The 16196-nt window shown below is 64.7% G+C and carries 15 protein-coding genes; 10 read left to right on the top strand and 5 right to left on the bottom strand.

Features of this window, described 5'->3' with window-relative positions:
• Positions 1-323: 323 nt before the first annotated feature.
• The 3 genes from BX604_RS08715 to BX604_RS08705 all read right to left on the bottom strand — a co-directional run bounded on the left by BX604_RS08715 (position 324) and on the right by BX604_RS08705 (position 3514).
• Positions 324-1235 carry a LysR substrate-binding domain-containing protein gene (locus tag BX604_RS08715; RefSeq protein WP_098550388.1) on the bottom strand — a complete coding sequence of 304 codons (912 nt, stop codon included), beginning with the start codon at positions 1233-1235 and terminating at the stop codon, positions 324-326.
• Positions 1236-1349: 114 nt separating this feature from the next.
• Complete coding sequence (locus tag BX604_RS08710; RefSeq protein ID WP_098550387.1) at positions 1350-2240, bottom strand: MBL fold metallo-hydrolase; 891 nt, start codon at positions 2238-2240, stop codon at positions 1350-1352.
• A 77-nt stretch (positions 2241-2317) separates the two neighbouring features.
• Positions 2318-3514: an acetyl-CoA C-acetyltransferase gene (locus BX604_RS08705; RefSeq protein ID WP_098550386.1), complete on the bottom strand. Its 1197-nt coding sequence runs from the start codon at positions 3512-3514 to the stop codon at positions 2318-2320.
• A gap of 350 nt (positions 3515-3864) precedes the next feature.
• Here BX604_RS08705 and BX604_RS08700 point away from each other — a divergent pair, with 350 nt between their 5' ends.
• Both BX604_RS08700 and BX604_RS08690 read left to right on the top strand, forming a co-directional pair.
• Positions 3865-4725, top strand: coding sequence for an alpha/beta fold hydrolase (locus tag BX604_RS08700; protein WP_098550385.1), 861 nt, complete (start codon positions 3865-3867; stop codon positions 4723-4725).
• 169 nt (positions 4726-4894) lie between these two features.
• A complete protein-coding gene (locus BX604_RS08690; RefSeq protein WP_044849094.1) occupies positions 4895-5095 on the top strand; it encodes a heavy-metal-associated domain-containing protein in 201 nt (66 codons plus the stop codon).
• 45 nt (positions 5096-5140) lie between these two features.
• Here the strand turns inward: BX604_RS08690 and BX604_RS08685 are convergent, their stop codons facing one another.
• Together BX604_RS08685 and BX604_RS08680 are read right to left on the bottom strand one after the other, a co-directional pair.
• A complete protein-coding gene (locus BX604_RS08685; protein WP_098550383.1) occupies positions 5141-6631 on the bottom strand; it encodes an aldehyde dehydrogenase in 1491 nt (496 codons plus the stop codon).
• Positions 6632-6717: 86 nt separating this feature from the next.
• Complete coding sequence (locus BX604_RS08680; RefSeq protein ID WP_098552776.1) at positions 6718-7269, bottom strand: cupin domain-containing protein; 552 nt, start codon at positions 7267-7269, stop codon at positions 6718-6720.
• Positions 7270-7725: 456 nt separating this feature from the next.
• On the opposite strand from BX604_RS08680, the gene BX604_RS39475 reads away from it, so the two are divergent.
• The 8 genes from BX604_RS39475 to BX604_RS08640 all read left to right on the top strand — a co-directional run bounded on the left by BX604_RS39475 (position 7726) and on the right by BX604_RS08640 (position 16164).
• On the top strand, positions 7726-7908 hold the full coding sequence (locus tag BX604_RS39475; RefSeq protein WP_006488040.1) for a hypothetical protein: 183 nt from the start codon (positions 7726-7728) through the stop codon (positions 7906-7908).
• 282 nt (positions 7909-8190) lie between these two features.
• Positions 8191-8976 (top strand): gamma-glutamyl-gamma-aminobutyrate hydrolase family protein, encoded by a 786-nt coding sequence (locus BX604_RS08670; protein ID WP_098550382.1) that lies wholly within the window; start codon positions 8191-8193, stop codon positions 8974-8976.
• A 29-nt stretch (positions 8977-9005) separates the two neighbouring features.
• Positions 9006-10343 (top strand): glutamine synthetase family protein, encoded by a 1338-nt coding sequence (locus tag BX604_RS08665; RefSeq protein ID WP_098550381.1) that lies wholly within the window; start codon positions 9006-9008, stop codon positions 10341-10343.
• A 37-nt stretch (positions 10344-10380) separates the two neighbouring features.
• A complete protein-coding gene (locus tag BX604_RS08660) occupies positions 10381-11808 on the top strand; it encodes an aspartate aminotransferase family protein (RefSeq protein WP_098550380.1) in 1428 nt (475 codons plus the stop codon).
• Positions 11809-11870: 62 nt separating this feature from the next.
• Entirely contained in the window at positions 11871-12986 is a 1116-nt protein-coding gene (locus BX604_RS08655; RefSeq protein WP_098550379.1) for a polyamine ABC transporter substrate-binding protein, read from the top strand.
• A 190-nt stretch (positions 12987-13176) separates the two neighbouring features.
• Positions 13177-14331: an ABC transporter ATP-binding protein gene (locus tag BX604_RS08650; RefSeq protein ID WP_098550378.1), complete on the top strand. Its 1155-nt coding sequence runs from the start codon at positions 13177-13179 to the stop codon at positions 14329-14331.
• A 10-nt stretch (positions 14332-14341) separates the two neighbouring features.
• The gene (locus BX604_RS08645) at positions 14342-15328 is read left to right on the top strand and encodes an ABC transporter permease subunit (protein WP_098552773.1); all 987 of its coding nucleotides are present in this window, start codon (positions 14342-14344) and stop codon (positions 15326-15328) included.
• Positions 15325-16164, top strand: coding sequence for an ABC transporter permease subunit (locus BX604_RS08640; protein WP_098550377.1), 840 nt, complete (start codon positions 15325-15327; stop codon positions 16162-16164). The genes BX604_RS08645 and BX604_RS08640 overlap by 4 nt, the downstream gene beginning before the upstream one ends.
• Positions 16165-16196 lie beyond the last annotated feature (32 nt).

Raw genomic sequence — 16196 nt, 5'->3', positions numbered from 1 at the left:
CAGGAGCGCTACGGTAATTCGCGACGCTCGACCCACGTAGCGTGCCACGCGCTTTATCCACTCACAATTTGGGGTTCCACAAGCACCATTAAGCTGTGGTTAAGACCCTCCGCCGGATCAATCCGAGGGGCGGGAAATGCGCTGTCCGCCGCTCGCCAACGCATGCGAGCGACGGATTCAGGCCATGTTTGGAATGCGTGGAAAACCGGACGTTTTCCGGATTGCTGCAGGCCCTTCCCGGCCTCGCTGCCGGAAAGATAGGTACCCTGCACCGGTCCCGCAAGACACGCGTCGACGACGACGCGCGGCTCTCGCGTATGCCGTCAGACGGAGCCGTTCGCGGAGTAGCGTTCGATCAGGCGATGCGCGAACTCGCGCGCGAAAGCCGACAGGCCGTCGAGATCGCGGGCGCACACCTGAAACGTTCGCAGCGCCCATGGATCGCGCAACACACACGAGCCAATCGGCTGGTCTCCTTTCAGTCGCACAAAGGCGGCCTGCGGAACGATCGCGATTCCCGCTCCCGCGCCGACCATACGACAGATTGCATCGTAGCTCGCGACATGGACGCGTATCGTCATCGGCTTGTGCGCCACCGACGCAGCCCGGTTCAGGAATATCTGGATTGCGCTTCCTTCCATCAGCGCAACGAACGAATAAGCGAGCGCTTCCTCGAACGATACTTCCGTGTTCTCCAGAAGTGGATGCCCCAACGGGGCAATCAGGACCAGCGTGCTGGACACGAACGGTACGGTCTGCAAACCGTCGGTCGTCACGTTGCCGGAAATGATGCCGAGATCGGCAGCGCCCTCGCGCACGATGCGCACGATCTCATCGCTCAGACGCTCGCGTACGTCGATATGGATATCCGGATGAGCCTTCAGGTAATCGCCGATGACCGGCGGCAGATATTCGGTGACGGCCGTCGTATTCGCGACGAGCCGAAGATGGCCCGTCAGCCCCGGCGCGAACCGCTGCAGGTCGCCTGTCAGCTTCTCCAGCTCGGAGAGCACGACGCGCGCATGCTGCAGGTAAACCTGGCCGGCATCGGTGAGCGCAACGCCTTGCGGCGAACGTTCGAGCAGGCGAATGCCGAGCGTGTCCTCGAGATTCTTGATCCGATTGCTGACCGCGGGCACCGACAAGAACGACCGCTCCGCGCCGCGTGTCAGGCTGCGGGTTTCCGCAACATTGACGAACAGGCGGAAATCGGTGATATCAAACGATACGGCCATCTTTGTGTCTCGGTTTCAGCTTCCGGAGCCGTCATCATAACGGGACACCGAAGGCACCGCGCATTGCGCACGACGTTGCCACCGGCCGCGTGCGACGCCACGCACGAGCCGGAATCACCAGGCCGCCGGTTCGAACCGGAACCCCTGCCCCTCGCGGCGAATATAGCCGCAATGCGGTTCGCCGAAGTGGACGGGCAGCAGAAGCGCTTCCCGGTCGGCGGCACGGTTCAGACATGCGAGGCGAGTCTGGCGCGCAATGTCAGGCCAGATGCAATATCCGGAATTCACATCGGGACGCACGATCTGCAGCGGACTATGAAAAATGTCGCCGCAAAAAATGCCCTCTTCGCCGCGCGAGCGCACGCGGAACGCGACTTGTCCCGGGCTGTGCCCCGGCGCCGGCTCGACGATCAGGCAATCCGCAATCTCGCGAGCCGGATCGATCATTTCCGAGAGCCCTTCATTGACGACCGGCATCACGCTATCGAAGAACGACTCGCCAAATACATCGACGACACCCGGTTCCTTGTTGCGCCCTTCGTCGCAGAAGACGAAGTCGTCCTTCGGCAGGTAATAGCGTGCGTTCGGAAACGTAGGCACCCACCGGTTATCCTGCCACGTGGTGTTCCAGCCGACGTGGTCCGCATGCAGGTGCGTCATCACCACATGAGTGACCTTTTCCGGCGGCGCACCCGCCGCGACCATCCACTCCTTGACCAGCGTATTGAGCATGTTCATTCGCGCGATTCCGGGCCGGGGCTTGAAATTGCCTACGCCCGTATCGATGACGATGATATTGCCGCCGGCATGAACGACCCAGAACTGAATGGTCACGATCAGCTTGTTCATGTGCGCGATCCAGTGATTGGGCGACATCAGTGCGGCGTGATCGTCCAGCACCGAACGGTCGATATCGGGAAACAGGAATGCCGGATCGTGAGTCGGGCCGGCGTATTCGAGAATACGCGTGACTTTCAGGTCGCCAATCATGCGGGACTGCATCATATTCCTGTCTCCTTGATTCGCTGCTGCGAATTGTCTGTCGTATGGGTCACGCGCCCGGCAGGCCGTGCACGCTCAAATCACTCGACGCGCTCGAACAGCGCCGCCACGCCCTGGCCACCGCCCACGCACATCGTCTCCAGCCCGTATCGACTGCCGCGCCGCGACATTTCGTGCAGCAGCGTCGTCATGATACGCAGGCCGGTCGCGCCAATCGGGTGACCGAGAGAAATGCCCGAGCCGTTGACGTTGATATTCGAAAGGTCGTCGATGCGCCATTGACGCAGGACGGCGAGCACCTGCGCGGCGAAGGCCTCGTTCACCTCGATCAGGTCGACGTCGCCCAATGTGAGCCGCAATCTCCCGAGGAGCTTCCCGACGGCCGGCACGGGGCCGATCCCCATGCGTGCGGGATCGCAACCCGCGGCCGCCCAGCCCGCCAGCCGGGCAAGCGGCCGGAGGCCGTTACGTCTTGCATAGTCTTCGCTGACGACCAGACACCCGGCCGCCGCATCGTTCTGCTGACTGGCGTTGCCGGCGGTCGTGACGCCACCCGGCAGCAAAGGCTTCAGCGCCTGCAGGCGCTCCATCGATACATCGGCACGCACGCCTTCGTCCTGCCGGACCCGCTCGACGCCCCCTTTCCTTTTCACGTCGACGGCGATCACCTCGGCATCGAAACGTCCATCGCGCCAGGCTGCAGCCGCACGCTGATGACTGAGTACCGCGAGCTTGTCCGAATCTTCACGGGTGATGCCGTAGTCAACGGCCAGATTTTCGGCGGTCTCAGGCATGCCCGAAATGCGCCCGAATCGGGACGCCGGTTGCGAGCGCTCCCGCCCGCGCTCGAGCCGGTCGTGCAGTGTCACCGACCAGCTGCGCGCGCCCCAGCGCATGTCGGTCGTGTAGTACTCGATGTTGCTCATGCTTTCCACCCCCGCCGCAAGCACGGCATCCGCGATACCGGTCTGCACGGCCGTGGCGGCATTGATCAGCGCCTGAAGGCCGGACCCGCAGCGGCGGTCAACGGTATACCCGGGCACCGTGACGGGCAATCCGGCCAGCAGCGCCGCATAGCGGCCCATGCACGGCGCTTCGCTGGACGCGTACGACTGCGACACGATCACCTCGTCCAGCGTGTCAGGGCTGATCCCGGTGCGGGCCACCAGCGCCTTGATGACTTCTGCGGCCAACACGTCCGCGGTAAGCGGCGCAAGCGCGCCGCCGAACTTGCCTATCGGCGTTCGAAGGGGGGAAACAATCAGGGCGTCGCGCATCGGCAAATCCGGTCCGGTCGATTTCTTCGGGTCCCCAGCATGACCGGGATGATCCGCCAGGCCAATTTTGCTTTGCAAAAGCGCCCTTTCGGCGGCTTTAAGACGGCCGGCATTCGAACCTCGCCACGCATCGACCTTGCCGCGCATCCGCTCGCCGGTCGGCGGACCGGTTGCCGCCCTACCGGTCGACCCCGTCACGTCTCGCGGACCTTTAGTTTTCGGCAAAGTCCCCTTTTGGAAACGTCGATTGTCAATCGCGCCGGCGCTGCCCAACATACCGGCAGCGTGACAAGGCGCAAGCCGCCGCCGCGTCCGCGCGTTATCGACTGACAAAACCTGGGAGACCTCTCTTGGACTGGCTCGAAGTCAACGGAACCGTTCTCAGATACGAACTTCGCGAAGGCGATTTCCGGCCCATCGTGTTGATTCACGAGATGGGCGGCGCACTGGAAAGCTGGGATCTCGTCTGGTCGCTCCTTCCCGCCGACCGGACGTTACTGCGCTACGACACGCGTGGCGCCGGCCTGTCGGAGAAACTGCTGGAAGCCCCCGACATCGATACGCATGTCGATGATCTGGTCGCCCTTCTCGACGCGACAGGAATCGCCGAGCCGGTAGTGCTGGCAGGCGTGGCCGTCGGCGCCGGCATAGCCATCCGCTTCGCGTCCCGCTATCCGCATCGGGTTCGCTCGCTGATCGCAATGGCACCTGCTTGCGGCGTCGCGCCCGACACACGGGAACACACCCTCGCTCGCGCCGGTGCGCTCCGGAAGGAAGGGCTGCGCGATCTGCTTCCCGCACTGCTCGAACTGACCTGGCCTGTCCAGCTACAGACCGACACAGCGCGATACCGGACGTTTCGGAATCGATGGCTGACCGGCGATCCCGCGAGTTTTGCCGGCATCTTCGCAATGCTGGCCAACATGAATCTCGACGACGACATCGCAAGGCTTCCGGCACCGAGCGTACTCGTCGCGGGCACATTCGACCGATTGCGCCCACCGGCCGAAATCGATCGGCTCGCCCGCCTGGCACCCGGCGTCCAGTCCATTCACGTCGGGTCCGGTCACTTCATGCATATACAGAGCCCGAAATGGGTCGCAACGCTCATCCGGCAGTTCGACTCGTTCGGCAGCGACGGCGCCGGGATGTATCGAGCGTTCATGGCCGATGACCGTAACAGGTGCGGGCTCGTTCAGCACTGCGCCTGACGTGCCGCCGGGCCGGGTACGGGAGCACGCATGTCGAAACATCGTGCGTCGGACAATACGTCCCCCTTCACCGCGCAGCCGTCCGAACCGGCACGAATGCGCTTGACCTTCCCACCATGGCAAGCTTCATGCTGGGTCTGTTCGTCAATCGTCAACTCAGGAGAACACGATGGAATTCGAAGTCCAGGACATGACCTGCGGCGGCTGCGCCAACGCGATCACGCGCGCCGTGACGGCCGCCGACCCCGCCGCGAAGCTCGATATCGACGTTGCCGCGAAGACCGTCAAGGTCGAATCGGCACAAGGCGCCGAGCGCGTGCAGTCGATCATCGAGGCCGCGGGCTTCCACCCGGCGCTGCGCACCGCCTGACGCACGCGGGCGCATCGCCGGCCGGCGCCGCGCCCGCACGCTGCCTCAGCGCAGCCGGATCAGCGTCGACTTCAGCTCGGTGTACTTCTCGAGCGCGTGCAGCGACTTGTCGCGGCCGTTGCCCGACTGCTTGTAGCCGCCGAACGGGAAGTTCATGTCGCCCCCCTCGTCGTAGCAGTTCACCCACACCGTGCCCGCGCGCAGCCGGCGCGACACCTCGTGCGCGGTCGTCAGGTTCGACGTCCACACGGCCGCCGCCAGCCCGTACTCGGTATCGTTCGCGATCCGCACCGCTTCGTCGAGGTCGTCGAACACGATCACCGACAGCACCGGCCCGAAAATCTCCTCGCGCGCGATCTTCGCATCGGGCTTCACCTCGAACACCGTCGGCTCGACGTAGAAGCCGCCCGTCTCCTGCTTCACGCGCGTGCCACCCGTGACCAGCCTGCCTTCGCCACGCCCCGCGTCGATATAGCCGAGCACGCGCTCGAGCTGGATCCCGTCGACGATCGCGCCCATCGACACCGACGGATCGAGCGGATTGCCGGGCACGTACGCACGTGCGGCCGCGACCAGCTTCTCGATGAACGCATCCTTGATGTCGCGATGCACGAGCAGGCGCGAACCGGCCGTGCACATCTCACCCATGTTGTAGAAGATCGCGCCGGCCGCGGTCTGTGCGGCGCGGTCGAGATCCGGGCAATCGGGCAGCACGATGTTCGGCGACTTGCCGCCGAGTTCGAGCCATGCGCGCTTCAGGTTCGACTGCGCGGCATACTGCATGATCAGCTTGCCGACCGCGGTGGAACCGGTGAACGCGATGCAGTCGACGTCGCGATGCAGCGCGAGCAGCTTGCCCGGCTCGCCCGCACCGGGCACGACGTTGAACACGCCGGCCGGGATGCCGGCCTCGTACGCGAGCTGCGCGACGCGGATCGCGGTCAGTGGCGATTTCTCGGACGGCTTCAGCACGACGCTGTTGCCGGCCGCCAGCGCCGGGCCGAACTTCCACGCGGCCATCAGGATCGGGAAGTTCCACGGCACGACGGCCGCCACCACGCCGACCGGCTCGCGCGTGACGAGCCCCACCAGATGATGATCGGCCGGCGCGACTTCGCCGCCGACCTTGTCGATCGCCTCGGCGAACCACTCGACGCAATACGCGGCGCCCGGCACGTCGACCGTCGTGGTGTCGCCGATCGGCTTGCCCGCGTCGAGCGTTTCGAGCAGCGACAGTTCGTCGAGATGCTCGCGCATCAGCGCGGCCCAGCGCAGCAGCACGGCCTTGCGCGCGCGCGGGTTGAGCCCGGCCCACACGCCCGCATCGAATGCACGGCGCGCGGCGGCGACGGCCGCGTTCACATCGGCTTCGCCGCAATCGGCCACCTTCGCGAGCACGCGGCCGTCGATCGGGCTCACGCAGTCGAACGTCTTGCCGCCGTGCGCGTCACGCGACGCGCCGTCGATGAATGCACGCCCCTCGATCTCGAGCGACGCCGCCTTGTCCTGCCAGTCAGCCAAAGTCAACTTGTTCATTCAGGATGCCTCAATGGTTGTGTCATTCGCGCTGCGGCATGCCGCGCAACGGCAACACGGCCGGCGGCGAATGCGGGGATGCGCGGTCAGAAGGTCGCCGGCGAATTGGCCGACACGACCTCGCAGAGCTGTTCCGCGCTGGGATTGCGAAAACGGTGTGGCAAACGGCTTTCGAAGTAGTAGCCGTCTCCGGGGTCGAGCAGCCACGTTGCGCCGTCGACGGTCAGCTCGAGCCGGCCCGATACGACGACGCCGCCCTCATGCCCCGCATGCACGAGCATCTCGGGGCCGGTATCGGCAAGCGGCTGATAGACCTCGCGCATGATGCACATGTTGCGATCCTTCACGCCCGCGCCGACGAGATGGAAGGCGAGCGCGTCGTTGCCGAGGTTCGGCATCTCGTCGCGGCGCGACACGATCGAGCGCGATTCGACCAGCTCGAACGTGAAGAACTCCGCCAGACTCATCGGGATGCATTCGAGCAGCTTCTTCAGCGAGCCGACCGACGGGCTCACGCGGCCCTGTTCGATCAGCGAGATCGTGCCGTTGGTCACGCCGGCCCGCTTCGCGAGTTCACGCTGCGACAGGCCATGCTTGTTGCGCACGAAACGCAGGCGCTCGGCGACTTCGGTGGACATCGATTCGGTTTCGGACACGATAGTAGTGCGGTGAAAAAGTGAAACGACGCATTAGGCAGCCGTTGAATATTCTAATCACTTTATCCCGCGCATCAGAAGGGAAAACCCTGCAAGGTGTTCGAAATAATGAACACCCGATGCGTCATTCCATTTACGAATATTTTGTTCGCAGTGCTCGGGAAAGCCCTGACACGCGAGTCTCAAAAAACATTTGACGCCGTTTTTGGCTCGTATATGCTGGCTCTCAGGTCAGCGTTTTGACCATTCATCGGCAGCAGAAAACGTTATCGCAACGCACCAATTGATGCCGATCAATGTAAGTGACGCAGATCTGGCGCCTCGATTATTTTAAACGCCCAGCGCGCTGAAACGATCAGGTGTTCAATACTTTCAACAAACCAGTCGAGTGTAATCGTGAGAGTCCGTGGCCCTCTGGTGAGGTGGGATCGAGGCGATGTGCGAAGTTTGCGCAGCGCTGTTCCCGCTTCCGATGGCAGTTGCGGCTGGCATAGTCCTCGCCTGCTGCACCTGTCGATCTACACCATCCTGTCCCGTCGTTCCGTTCGGCGTCACAACGCCGTTTCCGCACGCGCATTCGTGGCCGTCGATACCGACGAAGTCGCGTCGCTGCTGCCATAGCGCCTCTCCCCCTTTTCTCGTCGTTCGTTTCCGTTGCCCGTTCGTCGGTGCGCATCGTCCGCGCGTTGACGGAACGCGTTCGCGCATGCGTCGCCGCGGCGCGCGCAATGAAACGAACGACAGCCTGACCGTCGCGCGCAGCGCGGATCGCCACACCGTCCCGTTGCGCCCATTCATCAGCGGCCTTGCGCTTCTCGCCAGGCTGCGGGGTCAAGTCGCGCCTGCGTTTTGCCGTCTTCCGCACGATGCACGCGACAGCCCTATGGACAACTGATTGACGTCATGGAAAGGAAACCCCTCGTCGGCATCACTGCCGACCTCACGCAGATCGGTGCACACGCGTCGCATACGGTCGGCGACAAGTACGTCGCCGCGATCGTCGACGGCGCGCAGGCGCTCGCCATGGTGTTGCCCGCGCTCGGCGATCGCCAGTCGGTCGACGACGTGCTCGAGACGGTCGACGGGCTGCTGTTTACCGGCAGCTATTCGAACGTCGAGCCGCACCTGTACGGCGGCGAGCCGAGCGCGCCCGGCACGAAGCACGACCCCGCACGCGATGCGACCACGCTGCCGCTGCTGCGCGCGGCGATCGCCGCCGGCGTGCCCGTGCTTGCCGTGTGCCGCGGCTTCCAGGAGCTGAATGTCGTCTGCGGCGGCACGCTGCATCAGCGCGTGCACGACGTGCCGGGCCTCGCCGATCACCGCGAGGACGACGACGCACCGATGGACACGCAATACGGCCCCGCGCACGCGGTGCGGCTGACGCCCGGCGGCGTGCTGCACACGCTCGCCGGCGGCCGCGACGACGTGCACGTGAACTCGCTGCACAAGCAGGGCATCGCGCAACTCGGCTCCGGCCTCGCCGTCGAGGCCGTCGCGCCGGACGGCCTGATCGAAGCCGTCAGCGTCGTCGATGCCCCGGCGTTCGCCCTCGCCGTGCAATGGCATCCGGAATGGCGGCATGCACAGGACCCGCTGTCGAGCGCGATCTTCCGCGCCTTCGGCGACGCCTGCCGCGCCCGCCGCGATGCCCGCACGCGCGCCACGGCCGCCGCCGCGCTCGCCTGAGCGCACCGACCCACATAACGAGAACAGACATGCAAGACATCGAAGACTTTCTGAAGCAACACCGGATCACCGAGATCGAAGCGATCATTCCCGACATGGCCGGCATCGCGCGCGGCAAGATCACGCCGCGAAACAAGTTCACGTCCGGCGAATCGATGCGGCTGCCGCAAGCCGTGATGGTGCAGACCGTCACCGGCGAGTATCCGGAAGACGGCTCGCTCACCGGCGTGACCGATCCCGACATGGTGTGCGTGCCCGACACGTCGACCATCCGCCTGATCCCGTGGGCCGTCGACCCGACCGCGCAGGTGATCCACGATTGCGTGCACTTCGACGGCTCGCCGGTCGAGATCTCGCCGCGCTACGTGCTGCGCCGCGTGCTCGACCTGTACAAGGCGAAGGGCTGGAAGCCGGTCGTCGCGCCGGAACTCGAGTTCTACCTGGTCGACATGAACAAGGACCCGGATCTGCCGCTGCGTCCGCCGGTCGGCCGCACGGGCCGCCCCGAGACGGGCCGCCAGTCGTATTCGATCGAGGCCGTCAACGAGTTCGACCCGCTGTTCGAGGACATCTACGAGTACTGCGACGCGCAGAACCTCGACATCGACACGCTGATCCACGAAGTCGGTGCCGCGCAGATGGAGATCAACTTCATGCACGGCGACGCGCTGTCGCTGGCCGACCAGGTGTTCCTGTTCAAGCGCACGGTGCGTGAAGCAGCGCTGCGTCACAACATGTACGCGACGTTCATGGCCAAGCCGATGGAAAACGAGCCGGGCTCCGCGATGCACGTGCACCAGAGCATCGTCGACGAGGAAACGGGCCGCAACCTGTTCACGTCGCCGGAAACGGGCGGCGCGACGTCGCTGTTCTACAACTACCTCGCCGGCCTGCAGAAGTACACGCCTGCACTGATGCCGATCTTCGCGCCGTACATCAACTCGTACCGCCGGCTGTCGCGCTTCATGGCCGCGCCGATCAACGTGCAGTGGGGCTACGACAACCGCACGGTCGGCTTCCGCATCCCGCACTCGGGGCCGGCCGCACGCCGCATCGAGAACCGGATCCCGGGCGTCGACTGCAACCCGTACCTCGCGCTGGCGGCCACGCTCGCGGCCGGCTATCTCGGCATGACGCAGCGTCTGGAGCCGACCGAGCCGCTCGTCAGCGACGGCTACGAGCTGCCCTACCAGCTGCCGCGCAACCTCGAGGAAGGCCTCACGCTGATGGCCGCGTGCGAGCCGCTCGGCGAGATTCTCGGCCACAAGTTCCTGAAGGCGTATTTCGCGCTGAAGGAAACCGAATACGAAGCGTTCTTCCGCGTGATCAGCTCGTGGGAACGCCGTCATCTGCTGCTGCACGTCTAAGCGCGCGCACAACGCACTACCGAAATACGGAGGAAACATGACTTACCGCAACGAATCCGCGTGGATCCAGCCCGCCGCACCCGCGGCCCGCACGACGCAGGCACGCTCGACCGCCGAATACCGCGCGCTCGACGCCGCGCACCACATCCACCCGTTTTCCGACATGGGCGCACTGAACCGCGCGGGCAGCCGCGTGATCGTGAAGGCCGACGGCGTCTATCTGTGGGACTCGGACGGCAACAAGGTCATCGACGGGATGGCCGGACTCTGGTGCGTGAACGTCGGCTACGGCCGCAAGGAACTCGCCGACGCCGCGTATCGCCAGATCCAGGAACTGCCGTTCTACAACACGTTCTTCAAGACCACGCACCCGCCGGTGATCGAGCTGTCGGCGATGCTCGCCGAAGTCACACCCGCCGGCTTCAACCACTTCTTCTATTGCAACAGCGGCTCGGAAGGCAACGACACCGTGCTGCGTCTCGTGCACCAGTACTGGCGCGTGCAGGGCAAGCCGCAGAAGAAATACGTGATCTCGCGCAAGAACGGCTACCACGGCTCGACGATCGCCGGCGGCACGCTCGGCGGGATGGGCTACATGCACGAGCAGATGCCGTCGAAGGTCGAGCACATCGTGCACATCGACCAGCCGTATTTCTTCGGCGAAGCGCAGGCCGGCGAGACGCCCGAAGCATTCGGCCTGGCACGCGCGCAGCAGCTCGAAGCGAAGATTCTCGAACTGGGCGCGGAGAACGTCGCCGCGTTCATCGGCGAGCCGTTCCAGGGAGCGGGCGGCGTGATCTTCCCGCCGTCGACGTACTGGCCGGAAATCCAGCGGATCTGCCGCAAGTACGACATCCTGCTGGTCGCGGACGAAGTGATCGGCGGGTTCGGCCGCACCGGCGAATGGTTCGCACACCAGCATTTCGGCTTCGAACCGGACCTGATCACGATGGCCAAGGGCCTGACGTCGGGCTACGTGCCGATGGGCGCGGTCGGCATTCACGAGCGCATCGCGCGCCCGATCATCGACAACGGCGAATTCAATCACGGCCTCACGTACTCGGGCCACCCGGTTGCCGCGGCCGTCGCGGTCGCGAACCTGAAGCTGCTGCGTGACGAAGGGATCGTCGAGCGCGTGAAGACCGACACGGGCCCGTACTTCCAGGCGCTGATGCGCGAGACCTTCGCGCGCCATCCGATCGTCGGCGAAGTGCACGGCCACGGGATGGTCGCAAGCCTGCAGCTCGCCGAATCGCCGGCCGAACGCCGTCGCTTCAAGAACGGCGGCGACGTCGGCACGATCTGCCGCGACTTCTGTTTCAACGGGAACCTGATCATGCGTGCGACCGGCGACCGGATGCTGCTGTCGCCGCCGCTCGTGGTCTCGCGTCAGGAAATCGATGAACTCGTATCGAAGGCGAAGAAGGCCGTCGATGCGACCGCCCAGCAACTGGGCCTTTCGTAACGGCTTTGCCTACGGGCGTGCGGCGGGCGCCGCACGCCACCATAACCCAAGGGAATTCCACCATGCGTGCCTGCTTTCTTCGCCAAGCCTGTTCCGTTGCGGCCCTTGCCGCAGTGGCTGCGTTCACGTCGGTCGCCAGTCCGTCGGCACACGCCGAAGACCTGAACGTCTACAACTGGTCCGATTACATCGCACCGGACACGATCCCGAACTTCCAGAAACAGACGGGCATCCACGTCAAGTACGACAACTACGACAGCGACGACACGCTGCAGGCGAAGCTGCTGGCAGGCAGCTCGGGCTACGACATCGTCGTGCCGACCTCGAACTACATGGCCAAGCAGATCCAGGCAGGCGTGTACCAGAAGCTCGACAAATCGAAGATCCCGAACCTCGCGAACCTCGATCCGCTGCTGATGAAGATGATCGGCGACGCGGATCCGGGCAACCAGTACGGGGTGCCCTGGGCGTACGGCACGGACGGCATCGGCTACAACGCGCAGGCCGTGAAGAAGGCGCTCGGCGACAAGGCGCCGGTCGACAGCTGGGCGCTGGTGTTCGACCCTGCCAACATGGAAAAGCTGAAAGGCTGCGGCGTGTCGTTCCTCGACCAGGCCGTCGACGTGTTCGCCGCGACGCTGCAATACATGGGCAAGAACCCGAACAGCACCAACCCCGCCGACTACCAGGCTGCCTTCGAAGTCCTGAAGAAAGTCCGCCCGTACATCACCCAATTCAACTCGTCCGGCTACATCAACGACCTCGCGAACAACGACGTGTGCGTCGCGCTCGGCTGGTCGGGCGACGTCGGTATCGCGCATCGCCGCTCGGCCGAAGCGAAGCGCTCGTACGACATCAAGTTCTCGAACCCGAAGGAAGGCGGTCTGCTGTGGTTCGACGTGATGGTGATCCCGAAGGATGCACCGCACCCCGAGGCCGCGATGAAGTGGATCAACTACGTGTCCGATCCGAAGGTCAACGCGGCGATCACCAACACGGTGTTCTACCCGACCGCGAACAAGGCCGCGCACCAGTTCGTCACGCCGGCCGTCGCACAGGACCAGACGGTCTACCCGCCTGAAGACGTGCTGAAGAAGATGGTGCTGATGAAGCCGATGCCGGCCGACATCCTGCGCCTCCAGAACCGTCTGTGGGCGCAACTGAAGACCGGCCACTGATCGCAACCCGTCACGGCGGCGCAGGCATCGGCTGAACGCCTGCCCGCCCGGGATCCGCGGACGAAGGTCCGCCCGCGCACACCGCGCACCCCTGTTCCATCCGGCACGAGCCGTTGTCCGCGAGTCGCGTTGCGCGCCTCGTGCGGGGACGCTCACGCCTGCAATCCGTGAAGAACGAATGGTGACTCCCATGCAATCGATACCCTCTTCCGCTGCCGCACGCCATACCCAACCGGCCGCCGCGGCCCGTTCGACGAACGACGCGTTCGTGCGCATCGAAAACGTCGTGAAGAAATTCGGCGACAGCACGGCCGTCGACAACGTGAACCTGACGATCGCGAAGAACGAACTGTTCGCGCTGCTCGGCAGCTCCGGCTGCGGCAAGTCGACGCTGCTCCGCATGCTCGCCGGGCTCGAGACGGCCACCTCCGGCAAGATCTTCGTCGACGGTGAAGATCTCGCGTCGCTGCCGCCGTACCGCCGCCCGGTGAACATGATGTTCCAGTCGTACGCGCTGTTCCCGCACATGTCGGTCGAGTCGAACGTCGCGTTCGGGCTGAAGCAGGAAGGCACGCCGAAGAACGAGATCAAGGAGCGCGTGGCCGATGCGCTCGCGCTCGTGCAGATGAGCAAGTACGCGAAGCGCAAGCCGCATCAGCTGTCGGGCGGCCAGCAGCAGCGCGTCGCGCTCGCCCGTTCGCTCGTGAAACGCCCGAAGCTGCTGCTGCTCGACGAGCCGATGTCCGCGCTCGACAAGAAGATCCGCCAGAAGACCCAGCTCGAACTCGTGAACATCATCGAGAAGGTCGACGTGACCTGCGTGATGGTCACGCACGACCAGGAAGAGGCGATGACGATGGCGAGCCGCCTCGCGGTGATGAGCGAGGGCAAGATCGTGCAGATCGGCTCGCCCGGCGAAGTGTACGAATACCCGAACAGCCGCTTCTCGGCCGAGTTCATCGGCTCGACGAACCTGTTCGAAGGGCGCGTGGTCGAGGACGAGCCCGACCACATCTTCGTCGAGAGCGACGATCTCGAAGCAAGGATGTACGTGAGCCACGGCGTGTCCGGCCCGCTCGGGATGCCGGTCGGCATCTCGGTGCGCCCGGAGCGCGTGCAGGTGTCGCGCGACAAGCCCGGCTCGCAGCACAACTGGGCGCGCGGCGTGGTGACCGACATCGCGTACATGGGCAGCTACTCGCTGTATCACGTGCGCTTGCCGAGCGGCAAGACGGTCGTGTCGAACCTGTCCAGCTCGCACCTGATGCATGACAGCGCGCCGTCGTGGAACGACGACGTGTTCGTGTCGTGGTCGCCGGCCAGCGGCGTCGTGCTGACGCAGTGAGGACGACATGATGAGAACCTCCGCTTCCACTCCGTCCGCGCCGGTGTCGACCGGCGCCGCAAGCGCCGGCTCGGGCCGCGCTCGCCCGGGCCGCTTCGCGCTGCTGTCGCGCTTCCTGCCGTCGGGCCGCAGCGTCGCGATCGGCGTGCCGTTCCTGTGGCTCACGGTCTTCTTCGCGCTGCCGTTCGTGCTGGTGTTCAAGATCAGCTTCGCCGACCAGGTGATGGGGATCCCGCCGTACACGTCGCTCGTCGAGTTCAAGGACGGCGTCGTGCACTTCGCGCTGCAACTCGGACACTACGCGTTCCTGCTGCAGGACGACCTGTATATCGCGACCTACCTCAGCTCGCTGAAGATGGCCGCCGTGTCGACGCTGCTCTGCTTGCTGATCGGCTACCCGATGGCGTACTACATCGCGCGCGCCGAGCCGGCGCGACGCAACGTGCTGATGATGGCCGTGATGCTGCCGTTCTGGACGTCGTTCCTGATCCGCGTGTACGCATGGATCGGCATCCTGAAGGATGACGGCCTGCTGAACCACGCGCTGATCGCGCTGGGCATCATCCACACGCCGCTGCGGCTGTATCACAGCGATGCGGGCGTCTATATCGGCATGGTCTATTCGTACCTGCCGTTCATGGTGATGCCGCTCTACGCACACCTCGTGAAGATGGACCTGACGCTGCTCGAGGCCGCGTACGACCTCGGCGCGAAGCCGTGGGTCGCGTTCACGCGCATCACGCTGCCGCTGTCGAAGAACGGGATCATCGCCGGCAGCCTGCTGGTGTTCATTCCGGCGGTCGGCGAGTACGTGATTCCGGAGCTGCTGGGCGGCGCCGACACGCTGATGATCGGCCGCGTGATGTGGGACGAGTTCTTCAACAACATGGACTGGCCGATGGCGTCCGCGGTGACGGTCGCGATGGTGCTGCTGCTGCTGGTGCCGATGGCGCTGTTCCAGTACTACCAGGTCAAGGAACTGGAGGAAGCGAAATGATCAAGCCGAGCAAACCGCTGTCGACGGGCGTTCTCGCCTTCGGCTTTCTGTTCCTGTACATCCCGATCATCAGCCTGATCGTGTACTCGTTCAACGAGTCGAAGCTGGTGACGGTGTGGTCGGGCTTCTCGCTGAAGTGGTACGCGGCGCTGTGGCAGGACGACGAGCTGCTGACCGCGGCGTGGCTGTCGCTGAAGATCGGCCTGCTGACCGCGACCGCATCGGTCGTGATCGGCACGTGGGCCGGTTTCGTGCTCGCGCGCTTCGGCCGCTTCAGGGGCTTCACGCTGTACACGGGGATGATCAACGCGCCGCTGGTGATTCCGGAGGTGATCCAGGGGATCTCGCTGCTGCTGCTGTTCGTGGCGCTGGAGCAGATGTTCGGCTGGCCGAAGGGTCGCGGGATGGTGACGATCTGGATCGGTCACGTGATGCTCTGCGTGTCGTACGTGGCGATCATCGTGCAGTCGCGCGTGAAGGAGATGAACAAGTCGCTCGAAGAGGCCGCGCTGGATCTGGGCGCGACGCCGCTGAAGGTGTTCTTCGTGGTGACGCTGCCGCTGATCTCGCAGGCGCTGCTGTCGGGGTGGCTGCTGTCGTTCACGCTGTCGATCGACGATCTGGTGCTGTCGGCGTTTCTCTCCGGGCCGGGGTCGACGACGCTGCCGCTGGTGGTGTTCTCGCGCGTGCGGCTCGGGCTGAACCCGGAGATGAACGCACTGGCGACGCTGTTCATCTCGGCCGTGACGATCGGCGTGATCGTCGTGAACCAGGCCATGATCGCGCGCGAGCGGCGTCGTGTGGCCGACCTGAAGGCGGCGTTCGCGGCGGCCTGAATCCCCTCTTTCCTATCCATTGACAACAAGAC

The organism is Burkholderia sp. JKS000303 (assembly GCF_002563755.1).
Classification (GTDB): Bacteria; Pseudomonadota; Gammaproteobacteria; order Burkholderiales; family Burkholderiaceae; genus Burkholderia; species Burkholderia anthina_B.
This window is presented reverse-complemented; position numbering and strand designations above follow the sequence as displayed.

Bases quoted from the DNA above. Each gene is read 5' to 3' on its own strand.
- BX604_RS08645 (WP_098552773.1), top strand. From the start codon at position 14,342: ATGAGAACCTCCGCTTCCACTCCGTCCGCGCCGGTGTCGACCGGCGCC.
- BX604_RS08665 (WP_098550381.1), top strand. From the start codon at position 9,006: ATGCAAGACATCGAAGACTTTCTGAAGCAACACCGGATCACCGAGATC.
- BX604_RS08685 (WP_098550383.1), bottom strand. From the start codon at position 6,631: ATGAACAAGTTGACTTTGGCTGACTGGCAGGACAAGGCGGCGTCGCTC.
- BX604_RS08710 (WP_098550387.1), bottom strand. From the start codon at position 2,240: ATGATGCAGTCCCGCATGATTGGCGACCTGAAAGTCACGCGTATTCTC.
- BX604_RS08650 (WP_098550378.1), top strand. From the start codon at position 13,177: ATGCAATCGATACCCTCTTCCGCTGCCGCACGCCATACCCAACCGGCC.
- BX604_RS08660 (WP_098550380.1), top strand. From the start codon at position 10,381: ATGACTTACCGCAACGAATCCGCGTGGATCCAGCCCGCCGCACCCGCG.
- BX604_RS08655 (WP_098550379.1), top strand. From the start codon at position 11,871: ATGCGTGCCTGCTTTCTTCGCCAAGCCTGTTCCGTTGCGGCCCTTGCC.
- BX604_RS08680 (WP_098552776.1), bottom strand. From the start codon at position 7,269: ATGTCCACCGAAGTCGCCGAGCGCCTGCGTTTCGTGCGCAACAAGCAT.
- BX604_RS08690 (WP_044849094.1), top strand. From the start codon at position 4,895: ATGGAATTCGAAGTCCAGGACATGACCTGCGGCGGCTGCGCCAACGCG.
- BX604_RS08715 (WP_098550388.1), bottom strand. From the start codon at position 1,235: ATGGCCGTATCGTTTGATATCACCGATTTCCGCCTGTTCGTCAATGTT.
- BX604_RS08670 (WP_098550382.1), top strand. From the start codon at position 8,191: ATGGAAAGGAAACCCCTCGTCGGCATCACTGCCGACCTCACGCAGATC.
- BX604_RS08640 (WP_098550377.1), top strand. From the start codon at position 15,325: ATGATCAAGCCGAGCAAACCGCTGTCGACGGGCGTTCTCGCCTTCGGC.
- BX604_RS08705 (WP_098550386.1), bottom strand. From the start codon at position 3,514: ATGCGCGACGCCCTGATTGTTTCCCCCCTTCGAACGCCGATAGGCAAG.